This window comes from Pseudomonas sp. 11/12A, assembly GCF_000800055.1.
Lineage (GTDB): Bacteria > Pseudomonadota > Gammaproteobacteria > Pseudomonadales > Pseudomonadaceae > Aquipseudomonas > Aquipseudomonas mohnii.
The window spans coordinates 39,970-51,421 of record NZ_JUGV01000002.1 but is presented as its reverse complement, the minus strand read 5'-3'; the positions used below and the strand labels follow the sequence as shown (position 1 = coordinate 51,421).

Below are 11,452 nucleotides of genomic sequence, written 5' to 3'. Positions count from 1 at the left end.
GTTGGCCATTACATGGCGATCAGCTCTTTGGCTGGACGAAGCCGGCGAGCATCGTAGCTATAACGTCACCGGCCAGGTGTTCTTCAGCTCGGCAGACAAGTTCGTCGCGGCCTTCGACTTCAAAGAAGCCCTAAACAAGGTAACCATCGACCTGAACCGTGCTCACTTCTGGGATATCACCGCCGTTGCCGCTTTGGACAAAGTGGTCATCAAATTCCGCCGCGAAGGCACCGAAGTTGAAGTGCTGGGCCTCAACGAAGCGAGCGCCACTATCGTGGATCGCTTCGGTGTTCACGATAAACCCGACGCCATTGATCAACTCATGGGCCACTAAGAAGGAGAACAACAATGACCCAAGTAATTGCCTGTATAGACGCTTCCGCCTCGGCTCCAGCCGTGTGCGACTACGCGGCCTGGGCCAGTCTGAGCCTGGAAGCCCCGCTGACCTTCCTGCATGTGCTGGATCAGCGCCAGTACCCGGTTACGGCCGATCTGAGTGGCAATATCGGCCTTGGCAGCCGCGAGCATCTGCTCGATGAGCTTGCTTCCCTGGATGAACAGCGTGGCAAGTTGGCCCTTGAACAAGGGCGGATCATGCTTGCGGCCGCAAAAGAGCGGGCCATTAAGGATGGCGTGGCCGCGCCGGAGTCCAAGCAACGTCATGGCGATCTGCTGGAAAGCCTGCAAGAGCTGCAAACCGAAACGCGCCTGCTGGTCATCGGTCGCCAGGGCGAATCTAGCGGTGGTCTGAGTCAGCATGTCGGAAGCCAGCTGGAGAGCGTGATCCGTATCATGCACCGACCGATTCTGGTCACCCCGGCCAACTTCCAAAAGCCTGAGAGCGCGATGCTCGCCTTCGATGGCGGCGCTACTACCCGCAAGGGTGTGGAGATGCTGGCGGCCAGCCCCCTGCTGAAGGGGCTGCCGATCCACCTGGTCATGGTTGGGCCCGTGAGCGACGAATCGTCGGCGCAGCTGGACTGGGCGCAGAAAGTGCTGCTCAACGCCGGATTCACTGTTCGCGCCGAGGCCCTGAACGGCGAGATAGAGCCTACCCTCCACGCCTATCAGAAAGAGCATGGCATTGATCTGCTGGTGATGGGGGCCTATGGCCATTCACGTATCCGGCAGTTCCTGGTCGGTAGCACCACGACCAGCATGCTCCGCACCACCACCAGTCCGTTGTTACTGCTGCGTTAATGTCCATGGACGACGCCCTGGATCTTGCCCATTTCAAGACCCTGCTGGAACAGCGGGCTGCCGAGCTGGATCAATTGCTGGAAGACGCTGAGTCTCGCTCGCAATCGGTAGAGCTGGATCAAAGCAAGGTAGGGCGTCTGTCGAGAATTGATGCACTCCAGCAGCAAGCAATGATGGCTGGTGTAACCAATGCGGCGAGTTGATCGCCTCGGGCCGTCTGGAGTTCGATCCGGCCACGCCATTGTGCATCACCTGTGCGAGTCGCACCGAGTCGGATTGAAATCGTCACGACTCGTGGCGTCAGCCCAAATAACGAGGCTCCTAATGTATTTGATGGCTAAAAACTGGCTGAGCCGAACACGGAAAGCAAGCGCTTGGATGTGGGCACTGCTGTGCCTTGTGTTGCTCACCGTATTCCAAGTCCGCACCCATCACCTTGATGATCGTTTGTACTTCTGGATAAAGACCAGCTGGCACACCGACGATTGGCAGGAGCGCTCTGTGTGGCTGCCTGGCTATCGGGTTGAACTGGATGCTAAGGCGGTCCCCGGTGTGGACAACAATCTTTCGGGTCTGACCTTTGACCCTGACCTAAACCTGCTGTGGGCAGTCACCAACGGCCCAAACGAACTATTGGCCCTTAGTCGTGACGGTGATGTGGAAAGGCGTTACAACCTGGATGGCTTCCACGATGTGGAGGCGGTCTCCTATGCCGGCAACGGCCAGCTGGTAATCGCCGAGGAGCGCCGGCAGAGCCTGGTTATTGTGGATGTCCCCATCGCCGAAGACGGTAAGCTTTCTCCCGATCGTTCATTGAGCCGGGACCAGTATCCAGCTCTGACCCTGGCGCTTGGCAAGGAGGACAACAAAGGCCTTGAAGGGCTCGCCTACGACCTGAAAGGTGATCGCTTGTTTGTGACCAAGGAGCGTGACCCTCGCCAATTGCTGGAAGTGGGCGGCCTTCGTGCCAGCCTGGCAGGAGGTTTTTCCCTGCACGTGCGCGACCTGTCCAACTTGGTAAAGGACAAGGTATTTGCCACTGACTTGTCTTCGGTCGTCTTCGACCAACAGAGTGGCCATCTCATACTGCTCAGCGACGAGTCGAAACTGCTGATTGAAATGACCGATGAGGGCAAGGTGGTGAGTTTCCGTTCCTTGGCGAGGGGTTTTGCTGGTTTGCTGAAAGGCATACCCCAGGCCGAAGGCGTAACCATCGATGATGAAGGGTATTTGTACGTGGTCAGTGAGCCAAACCTGTTCTATCGCTTTACCCGTGAACCAGATTGACCAGCCAACAAGCTACTGTCGGGCGTGGTCGGGACACTTGAGCTGTTAGCGTACGATTTTTTCCGAATTCTGCGGGCTCCCCGATTGCTGCGATTAAAGCGCAAACGACCACTCATGATGCCAAGGACCAAAACCATCTGACGGGCGACGGCACTGATTTCCTCACTCTGCTGTCGCCTGACGTGCCGTTACTGGTGAACACCATCATCGTGCAGAACACCTTGGCCACGTCATCGACACCGCTGACCCTGACCGGCACCTCCAGCACCTCGCAACACACGGCGCTGGTCGTCGACACCAGCGCACTGACGAGCAAGAGCAGCATCGTCCTGGACAAAGTCGACTTCGCCGCCATGGTCGGTGCTGCCTCAGTGACCGGCAGCACAGCAGGCCAAATCCTCACCGGTGATGCCGCCAGCCAGACGTTCATCCTTGCCATCAGCACGCCTAGCCAGGTCTTCGCAGGCGCCGGTGACGATCAGCTTCACTATGGTCTGGGCTCCACTGGGACGTCTTCCGGCACGGGCACGGCGAGCGTCAACAATATCAACATCACCCACGAAAACCCGCTCAGCACCGCCACATCTGTCCATCTCAACGCGGGGACCGGCAACGATGTGGCCGTATTCACCAAGGCACAATCGGCCTACAGCATCGACCAATATGATGGTTACGTACTGGTCACCGACAAAGCCGATCCGACTCAGCAAATCACCATCACCAACACTGAAAACATCATGTTCAACGACGGTGCAGTTGCCGTGCAGAGCCGTGACGAATTAACCATCCTTGCCGGGCTATACAACACCGTCCTGGGGCGCCAGGCCGATATCGGTGGCTTCGACTACTGGGGGGCGCTGCAATCCAACGGCGCGTCCCTTGGGACCGTCACCGTCAACATCCTCGGCAACGCGGAAAGCATCGCCCGCGGTTTCGGCCTAAATGGTGATGCCAGCCACGATGTCGACGTGCTCTACCAAGCTGTCTTTGGTCGTGCAGCAGACGCTGCGGGTAAGGCTTACTGGGTTAATGCGCTCAACAACGGCAGCACCATCGCTGACGTGGCAAATGGCTTTGTGACCTCAGTAGAAATGACAGGGCACAAGCTGGCGACCACAGACTGGGACCTGCACTTCTAAGGAGGAAGTGGCAAGTCTGCCGGGATAAAACCCGGCTTCACGGTCTGATAAACAAAAAGGGCAGCCACGAGGCTGCCCTTTTTCATCCTGAAGACGGGACCGCTAATTATTTAGCCAAGCGTCCGTAGCGGTCTTCGAAGCGCACGATATCGTCTTCACCCAGGTAAACCCCTGACTGCACTTCGATCAATTCCAATGGCACCTTGCCCGGGTTCGACAGCGAATGCTTGACCCCCAGCGGGATATACGTGGATTGGTTCTCGGAAAGGATCAATTCATTGTCACCACAGATCACTCGAGCCGTACCCGACACCACGATCCAGTGTTCGGCACGATGGTAATGCAGCTGCAACGACAGGCACTCGCCCGGTAACACGCTGATCCGCTTGACCTGATAGCGCTCGCCCTTGTCGACCGTGTCGTAGTGGCCCCAGGGACGGTTGACCAGTGGATGGGTGACAAACTCGGCGCGCTCTTCGACCAGCAGGCGCTTGACCACATCCTTGACCTGCTGGCTGTCGTTCTTGTTGGCGACCAGCACGGCGTCCTTGGTTTCGATGACAATCAAGTCATCAAGGCCGACGGTGGCCACCAAGCGGTGATGCGATTGCACCAGGCAGTTGCGGGTATCGATGGCCATCACGTCGCCTTCGAGGCGGTTCTTGTGGGCGTCGTGCGGGCCAACGTCCCAGATCGCCGCCCAACTGCCCAGGTCGTTCCAACCGGCATCCAGCGGCACCACCAAACCGGCGTCGGTGTGCTCCATCACGGCATAGTCCACCGACTCATCGGCGCACATCACGAAATGCTCGGATTGCACATGCAGGAAGTGGCTGTCCGCTTCGGCGTGTTCCAGCGCCACGTGGCAGGTGGCCAGAATGTCCGGGCGATGCTTCTTCAGCTCGGCCAGGAACACCGAGGCGCGGAACATGAACATGCCGCTGTTCCACAGATAAGCACCCGAAGACAGGTACTCCTCGGCCACTTCCAGCGAAGGCTTTTCCTTGAAGGCGGCGATCGCGAAACCGCCCTGATCGATGGCAGCCCCGCACTGGATGTAGCCAAAACCGGTTTCGGCGTGGGTTGGCGTGATGCCGAACGTCACCAAATGCCCTTTTTCCGCATAGGCCTGAGCTTGACACACCGAGTCACGGAATGCCTTTTCATTATGGATATGGTGGTCGGCAGCCAGCACCAAAAGGATCGGATCGCTACCGTCGGCAGTGGCTTCCAAAGCAGCCAAAGCAATGGCTGGCGCGGTGTTGCGAGCCAGCGGCTCAAGAATGATCCGGCGGCTGGTCATCTTCGCCACCCGCAGTTGCTCGGCCACAATGAAACGGTGCTGCTCATTGCTCACGATGATCGCGGGTGAATGCTCCAGCCCCTGCAGCCGAGCCAACGTCCGTTGAAACATCGTCCCCTGATCTTGCCCATCCAGGGCGAGAAACTGCTTGGGAAAGCTCTGACGCGATAGAGGCCACAAACGTGAACCATTACCGCCAGCCAGGATTACAGGGGTAAACATAGAAGCTCCAGTCTTGTGCCACGAGGGCGTAGCGAAGGGCAGACATTATCCGGGGGGTGTAATAGGGATGCAATATGGATAGCGACATGAAGGCCGGGTATGAGCACGGATGACGATGTTGCAGGCTAATGGCGGGTGAAGTGCTAAAAATGCCTGAATCTCTCAGTCATGTTAGGCTCCGCGCCCTGATTTCCAATCACCTCTACACAATGAAATCAGGTCACTGGCTGGCGAGCCATTTATGCAATTCGTTGATCGAGATCGTTGAAGAATGAAGATTGGCTTGAGCTGTACGGTCTGGGCTGCCGGCGAGCGCGCTGGACACCTGGACGGTATTGGAACTTACTCACGTGCGTTATGGGATGGCCTGGACCAGACCATCCAGGGCAGCGGTTCCGATATCCAGCTAAAACCCTATGCATTCGGTCGCGACTTGCCATCGATGGCCTGCGGCACGCCCAAACAGCTGGCCGTGCGCTACCCGGTGCATGCTCTGCTGAGCGGTATCCTCAAGCTTCCATTGCCTAACTCGCGGGCGATTGCCAGGGACATCGATCTGTTTCATGCGACCGATCACCATATCCCGCGAATCCACGGTGTACCCACGGTTGCGACCATCATGGACGTGATCCCGATGCTGCACCCCGAGTGGATCAAGAACGACCTGCGCAGCCTCAAGAGTTGGCTGTTCGCCACCGCGATCCGCAAAGCCGACCACATCATCACCATTTCCGAATACAGCAAGCAGGACATGGTCGAGCACCTGAAGATCGCCCCCGAGCGCATCAGCGTGACGCCATTGGGCGTGGAGCCGATCTACTTCGAGCGCATCGAAGCCGAGCAACGCCGCGCCGTCCTGGACAAGCATGGCCTGCAGCCCGGGTTCTTCCTGTTTGTCGGCACTCTGCAACCGCGCAAGAATCTGTTGCGGGTGCTGCAAGCCTTCCAGCAACTGCCCGACACGGTGCGCAAGGCGCATCCGCTGGTCATTGTTGGACGTGATGGCTGGAACAATGAAGAGTTGCTGCCGCAGCTGCATGCCCTGGAGCAGAAAGGCGAAGGCCGCTGGCTCAGCTACCTGCCGCAATCGGACGTCTTGACCTTGCTGCAAAGCGCCAGCGCGTTGGTGTTCGCATCGTTGTATGAGGGCTTCGGCTTGCCGGTTATCGAGGCGTTCGCGGCACAATGCCCGGTGATCGCCTCAAACAGCACCTCGGTTCCCGAGGTAAGCGGCCATGCAGCGTGGCCGGTCGACCCTTACAGTGTCGAGAGCATCAGTGCGGCCATGCAGGACGTGCTGGACCAGTCGACGCTGCGCGAAGAGAAAATCCAGCTCGGCCTGGCCCGCGCCCATCACTACAACTGGAATGAATGCGCCAGGCAGACACTGGATGTGTATCGCAAGGTGCTGAAAAACGGCTGAAGCGTCTTCCTTTAGTGCCAGCGCAGTTCGAGGCATTAACTGCTTGAAATGGCTGCGCATGCTAGTCTCCGCCCCTGATTCCCCATGACATAGCGCCCATGCGGCAATTTTCGAAATGTCATACCTATTGAAGAGTTACATGCATGCTTGAAGTGGAAAACGTCTGCAAAGAGTTCAAGCTCTACAACAGACCCTGGCACAGGCTCAAAGAAGTCGTCATGCGCCGCAGCTTCCACCGCACACACAGGGCGTTAGACAACATCTCGTTTCGTGTTGCCAGCGGAGAAACGCTGGGCATTCTTGGCCGCAATGGCGCTGGCAAGTCCACGCTCCTGAAGATGCTCAACGGTGTCCTGCTGCCTGACGCGGGCCAGATCAAGATCACCGGCAGGGTCACCGGTTTGCTGGAACTTGGCACGGGTTTCGACCCCAATCTGAGCGGCCTGCAGAACATCACCGGCAACGGCCTGCTGCTCGGCATGACTCGCCAGCAGATCGAGGAGCGCCGCCAGGCGATCGTCGAGTTCTCAGAGCTGGGTGAGTTCATCCATGAGCCGATCCGCACTTATTCCTCGGGCATGAACATGCGCCTGGCCTTCTCCATTGCCATCCATGCCAACCCGGACACCTTCCTGATCGACGAAGCGCTTTCGGTCGGTGACGGCCACTTCCAGCAGAAGTGCATGCGCCGCATCAAGGAATTCCGCGCCAACGGCGGCTCGATCATCTTCGTTTCCCACGACCTGAATGCGGTCAAGATGATTTGCGATCGCGCCATTGTCCTGAGCGAGGGCAAGATCGTTGCCGACGGCGATCCTGAGGATGCCGTCAACATCTATAACCAGTTGCTGGGGGCCGACGAAGAGGAATACAGCAAACGTGAGTTGCTGGAAGCCGGTTACGGCACGCGCCAGGCGATTCTCGAAGACGTCACCTTCTGCGGACAGAACTCGCAAAGCTCAATACTGGCCAGTGGCGACACCGGAACCCTGGATGTGACGATCGCCGCGCAGTCCGATCTGCCGGATGTTTCGCTGGGCCTGATGATCCGGGACCGTTTCGGCCAGGACATCTTCGGCACCAACAGCCACTACCTGAGCTTCCCGATCGCCCTGGTCAACGGTGAGCGCAAGCACCTGCGCTACAACTTCCCGATGCGACTGGCGCCGGGCAAATATACAATCACGCTTGCCCTGCATGACGGCGCCGATCACACCATTAACTGTTACCACTGGCGGGACAACGCCATTGGTTTCGAGGTGGCCGGTATTACCGGGACATTCTTCGCCGGCGTATGCGACCTGGCTCCGACGCTCCAGGAAATGCCATCCGAGACTTTCAACGGAACTGTAAGTAATGCTGATACCCAATAACCCGGACCTCGACTTCCAGGAACTCAACCGTCGCATCGAGGCCGAGGTCGAGCGTTATCGGCTGGGCAATAGCGAGCGCGCGCTCCCGGTGTTCAACCCTTCGCCGGCCGATCGCTATGACCGCCCGTATGGCTGGATGCAGCTGATCCAGTTGGAGGACGAGGCGCTGGCCCGCGCCGCCTACCCAACCCTGATCGGTCGCAAGGCCGAAAACAGTGAACTGCAGAGCACCCTGCACAAGTTGCGTTCGGGCTGGGACAAATTCGAGGTCCTGGCCGAGTTGCGTTACTCGCCTGAAGGCAACGCGCACAATGCTGATGTACAAGGCCTGCGCCGAGCGCGTCTGAAGAACACCATTCGCCGCATCCCGGTGGTAGGCAAACTGATTCTCAGCGCCTACGGCCTGCTGCTGACTGAGGCGCGTAACCGCCACTACATCGCCCGCCTGGACCTGCTGACCCGCCAGATCAAGCAACACAACGGCGAAATGCTGAGCAACAAGGATCAGTTCCAGACTCACCTTCAGGAACTCAATACCTATTTGCAAGACCACCAAAAAGTCTTGCAGGAGCACCACGAAGCGCAAAAACACCAGGCGGAACAATTCGCACGCCTGGAAGCCGAACTGAAACAGTCCCGGACCGTGCAACAAGAGCTGCGCGCCCGCCTGCAGCAGCTGGAGCGCCAGCCGCGCCAGGTGGCTGTCGCCGCGCCGCAAGAGACTGCCGCAGCGGTACCGGCTGTTCTGCAACACCAAAGCAACATCCCGGACAGTTTTTACCTGGCCTTCGAAAACCGTTTCCGGGGCGACGCCGAAACCATCCGTGGTCGCCAGTCCTATTACCTGCCGATCCTCGATGCGATCGTGCCGCTCAACCACGGGTTACCGCTGGTGGACATCGGCTGCGGCCGTGGTGAATGGCTGCAAATGTTGCCTGAACACTACTCGCGCATCGGCGTCGATCTGAACTCGATGAATGTCGAGGCCTGTCACGAGCAGGGTTTGAGCGCCGTGCAGCAGGACGCGCTGTTGTGGTTGGCCCAGCAGCCGGAGAACAGCCTGGCGGCGGTCACCGCGTTCCATGTGATCGAGCACCTGACGTTCGAACAGTTCAACACCCTGCTGGATGAATGCCAGCGCGTACTCGCTCCCGGCGGCGTGATCATCTTCGAAACACCGAACCCGGAAAACCTGGTCAGTGCCGCCACGCACTTCTACACCGACCCGACGCACCTGCATCCGCTGCCGCCGGCTTTCACCGAGTTCCTGGTGGAGTTCAAGGGCTTTGAGCAGGTACAGATCCATCGCCTCAACCCGATCCCGCGCGAGTACGCACTGAATGAAGATTCTGAAGTCGCTCGCCGTTGTGATGCCTTGTTCTACGGTCCTCAGGACTATGCCGTAGTGGCCAGCAAGAGCCTGACATGACCCCAGTTCGCATCGATCAATTCGCCCCCAGCGTTGCCGCCGGGGACGGCGTTACCAACGGCCTGCTGTTCACTCGAAGCCTGCTGCGCGACCTGGGTTACGAGTCGCACATCTACAGCTTCAACATCCCCGAGCAGATGGCCGGGGAAGTGCTGCCCGCACGTACCTTTCATCCGTCCAAATGCTCGCTGCTGCTGTATCACCACTCCATGGGCCACGATCACGGCCCATGGCTACTGGACCAGCGCTGCCCCAAGGCACTGGTCTATCACAACATCACGCCGCCAGAGTTCTTCCCCGCGGGAAGCGGCCTGCGTCGCTATGCCGAAATGGGCCTGGAGCAGCTTGAGCAATGGCGTGACGAGTTCGTCCATGCCCTGGCCGACTCACCGCTGAACCAGAGCGAACTGATTGCCGCTGGCTACCCACGCAGCAAGACCTTGCCCTTGTTGGTCGATACCCGCCGGCTGGAAGGGCCGACTGCAGAACCCGGGTTCATCGCCCGGCAAGCGAGCGACACCCGGTACTACCTGGCGGTGGGCCGTTTGGCGGAGAACAAGCGCCAGTACCTGCTGATCGAGGCGTTTTACCATCTGCTGCAGCTGCAAAAGCAGGCTGACTCCAGCCAACCGCCGCAGCGTCTGATCCTGGTCGGCGGCACCACCAGCGAAGCCTATGCCCGGGGGCTGGAGCAGTACATCTTTGATCTCGGCCTGCAGGATCAGGTTCTGCTGGTTGGCAAATGCTCCGAGCCGGAGTTGCGCTGGCTGTACCGCAATGCCCATCAATACTGGTGTGCCAGCGCCCACGAAGGCTTTTGCATGCCGTTGCTGGAGGCGAACTATGCCTCGCTTCCGGTGGTCACACAGGCACGTTCCAACATCCCCGATACCCTGGGCGAAGGTGGACTGCTGCTGGACAGCGACGATCCGATCGTCTTCGCATTGACCTGTCATTTGCTCAATACCGAGCCCGGCCTGCGGGAAACGACGATCGCTGCCGGCCTGCGTAACCTGCAGCGCTATGAGCGCGACAACCTGCGCGACGCGCTGGTGCAGTGGCTCGGTCAGCTTGAATTTTTACCGCCTTGTGATGGAGCAAAACCGGATGCCACGTCTACTACTCACAGGAGCTAACGGCTTCGTTGGCAAGATACTGACGCGCCGCCTGCAGGACGTGGGCTATCAAGTGATCGCGCTGAGCAGTAGCGAGCCCCGGGCCGACCACGGCGCCGATGAGCACCTGGTGTGCGACATCCGGGACGCGGACGCGTTAGAGCAGGCCATGGCGCAGGACAAGCCCAGCCACGTCGTGCACCTCGCGGCTGTCTCGCATGTGCCGACCAGCTTCAAGGAGCCGCTGCGCACCTGGCAGACCAACGTCATGGGCAGCATGAACCTGCTTGAAGCGATCCGGTTGCAGGCGCCGGATGCATTCGTGCTGTTTCCCAGCTCTTCGGAAGTCTATGGCGCCGCGTTCAAATCGGGCCTGGCGCTGGATGAACTGACGCCGTGCGAGCCGCTAAACCCTTATGCGGCCAGCAAGGTGGCGGCCGAAAGCGCGTTCCGCGAATACTTCCGCCAAGGCATCAAAGGCGTGATTGCCCGCCCGTTCAACCACATCGGCGCCCAGCAGAGCCCTGATTTTGTGAGCGCTTCGTTCGCCCGGCAGATCGCCCTGATCGAAGCGGGTCAGCAAGCACCGGTGCTAAAGGTCGGCAACCTGGAAGCCACCCGGGATTTCCTCGACGTCCAGGACGTCTGCAACGCCTACATCGAGCTGCTGAAACTGGCCGACAAACCAGGCCACCCAAACTGCGTGAACATCGCCAGCGGCCGCTCGCTGCAGATCCGGCAGGTCCTCGACCTGATGCTGTCGTTGAGCAGCGCCACCATCACGGTGGAACTGGACCCTGAGCGCCTGCGCCCTTCCGATATTCCGGTCGCACTCGGCAACAGCACACGCCTCATGCAATGCACCGGCTGGACACCCAGCATCCCGCTGGAGCAGACCCTGAAGGAATTGCTGGACTACTGGCGCGAGCAGGTCAAACACACCGATTAAGCACAAGCTCGC

At 59.2% G+C, this 11,452-nt stretch carries 11 protein-coding genes and 1 pseudogene; 11 read left to right on the top strand and 1 reads right to left on the bottom strand.

From position 1 onward, the window contains the following. The 6 genes and pseudogenes from GQ39_RS30900 to GQ39_RS30880 all read left to right on the top strand — a co-directional run. Positions 1 to 334: pseudogene (locus GQ39_RS30900) on the top strand (STAS domain-containing protein); the annotation flags it as partial. A gap of 14 nt (positions 335 to 348) precedes the next feature. Continuing rightward, the gene (locus GQ39_RS30895; RefSeq protein ID WP_011645025.1) at positions 349 to 1,200 is read left to right on the top strand and encodes a universal stress protein; all 852 of its coding nucleotides are present in this window, start codon (positions 349 to 351) and stop codon (positions 1,198 to 1,200) included. Between the two features lie 5 nt (positions 1,201 to 1,205). Next, on the top strand, positions 1,206 to 1,403 hold the full coding sequence (locus GQ39_RS30890; protein WP_425335724.1) for a hypothetical protein: 198 nt from the start codon (positions 1,206 to 1,208) through the stop codon (positions 1,401 to 1,403). Beyond that, positions 1,400 to 1,480, top strand: a complete 81-nt coding sequence (locus GQ39_RS33970; protein WP_425335727.1) for a hypothetical protein — start codon at positions 1,400 to 1,402, stop codon at positions 1,478 to 1,480. Before GQ39_RS30890 ends, GQ39_RS33970 begins: the two co-directional genes overlap by 4 nt. A gap of 44 nt (positions 1,481 to 1,524) precedes the next feature. Next, positions 1,525 to 2,487 carry an SdiA-regulated domain-containing protein gene (locus tag GQ39_RS30885; protein ID WP_011645027.1) on the top strand — a complete coding sequence of 321 codons (963 nt, stop codon included), beginning with the start codon at positions 1,525 to 1,527 and terminating at the stop codon, positions 2,485 to 2,487. 194 nt (positions 2,488 to 2,681) lie between these two features. Continuing rightward, positions 2,682 to 3,626: a DUF4214 domain-containing protein gene (locus tag GQ39_RS30880; RefSeq protein ID WP_152614049.1), complete on the top strand. Its 945-nt coding sequence runs from the start codon at positions 2,682 to 2,684 to the stop codon at positions 3,624 to 3,626. A 106-nt stretch (positions 3,627 to 3,732) separates the two neighbouring features. Here GQ39_RS30880 and GQ39_RS30875 read toward each other — a convergent pair whose 3' ends face one another. Next, complete coding sequence (locus tag GQ39_RS30875) at positions 3,733 to 5,151, bottom strand: mannose-1-phosphate guanylyltransferase/mannose-6-phosphate isomerase (protein WP_047539422.1); 1,419 nt, start codon at positions 5,149 to 5,151, stop codon at positions 3,733 to 3,735. A 271-nt stretch (positions 5,152 to 5,422) separates the two neighbouring features. Between GQ39_RS30875 and GQ39_RS30870 the strand changes: the two genes are divergently transcribed. From GQ39_RS30870 to GQ39_RS30850, 5 genes are all read left to right on the top strand, one after another. After that, positions 5,423 to 6,574 carry a glycosyltransferase family 4 protein gene (locus tag GQ39_RS30870; RefSeq protein WP_047539419.1) on the top strand — a complete coding sequence of 384 codons (1,152 nt, stop codon included), beginning with the start codon at positions 5,423 to 5,425 and terminating at the stop codon, positions 6,572 to 6,574. Positions 6,575 to 6,717: 143 nt separating this feature from the next. After that, a complete protein-coding gene (locus GQ39_RS30865) occupies positions 6,718 to 7,947 on the top strand; it encodes an ABC transporter ATP-binding protein (protein WP_052193753.1) in 1,230 nt (409 codons plus the stop codon). Continuing rightward, the gene (locus GQ39_RS31085) at positions 7,931 to 9,376 is read left to right on the top strand and encodes a class I SAM-dependent methyltransferase (protein ID WP_052193751.1); all 1,446 of its coding nucleotides are present in this window, start codon (positions 7,931 to 7,933) and stop codon (positions 9,374 to 9,376) included. The genes GQ39_RS30865 and GQ39_RS31085 overlap by 17 nt, the downstream gene beginning before the upstream one ends. Further along, positions 9,373 to 10,512, top strand: a complete 1,140-nt coding sequence (locus GQ39_RS30855) for a glycosyltransferase (RefSeq protein WP_047539416.1) — start codon at positions 9,373 to 9,375, stop codon at positions 10,510 to 10,512. The genes GQ39_RS31085 and GQ39_RS30855 overlap by 4 nt, the downstream gene beginning before the upstream one ends. Beyond that, the gene (locus GQ39_RS30850; protein ID WP_047539413.1) at positions 10,484 to 11,440 is read left to right on the top strand and encodes a GDP-mannose 4,6-dehydratase; all 957 of its coding nucleotides are present in this window, start codon (positions 10,484 to 10,486) and stop codon (positions 11,438 to 11,440) included. The genes GQ39_RS30855 and GQ39_RS30850 overlap by 29 nt, the downstream gene beginning before the upstream one ends. The last annotated feature ends 12 nt before the right edge of the window (positions 11,441 to 11,452 follow it).

Coding starts and splice junctions, on each gene's coding strand:
- GQ39_RS30895 (WP_011645025.1), top strand. CDS start 349: ATGACCCAAGTAATTGCCTGTATAGACGCTTCCGCCTCGGCTCCAGCC.
- GQ39_RS30890 (WP_425335724.1), top strand. CDS start 1,206: ATGGACGACGCCCTGGATCTTGCCCATTTCAAGACCCTGCTGGAACAG.
- GQ39_RS30885 (WP_011645027.1), top strand. CDS start 1,525: ATGTATTTGATGGCTAAAAACTGGCTGAGCCGAACACGGAAAGCAAGC.
- GQ39_RS30875 (WP_047539422.1), bottom strand. CDS start 5,151: ATGTTTACCCCTGTAATCCTGGCTGGCGGTAATGGTTCACGTTTGTGG.
- GQ39_RS30870 (WP_047539419.1), top strand. CDS start 5,423: ATGAAGATTGGCTTGAGCTGTACGGTCTGGGCTGCCGGCGAGCGCGCT.
- GQ39_RS30865 (WP_052193753.1), top strand. CDS start 6,718: ATGCTTGAAGTGGAAAACGTCTGCAAAGAGTTCAAGCTCTACAACAGA.
- GQ39_RS31085 (WP_052193751.1), top strand. CDS start 7,931: ATGCTGATACCCAATAACCCGGACCTCGACTTCCAGGAACTCAACCGT.
- GQ39_RS30855 (WP_047539416.1), top strand. CDS start 9,373: ATGACCCCAGTTCGCATCGATCAATTCGCCCCCAGCGTTGCCGCCGGG.
- GQ39_RS30850 (WP_047539413.1), top strand. CDS start 10,484: ATGCCACGTCTACTACTCACAGGAGCTAACGGCTTCGTTGGCAAGATA.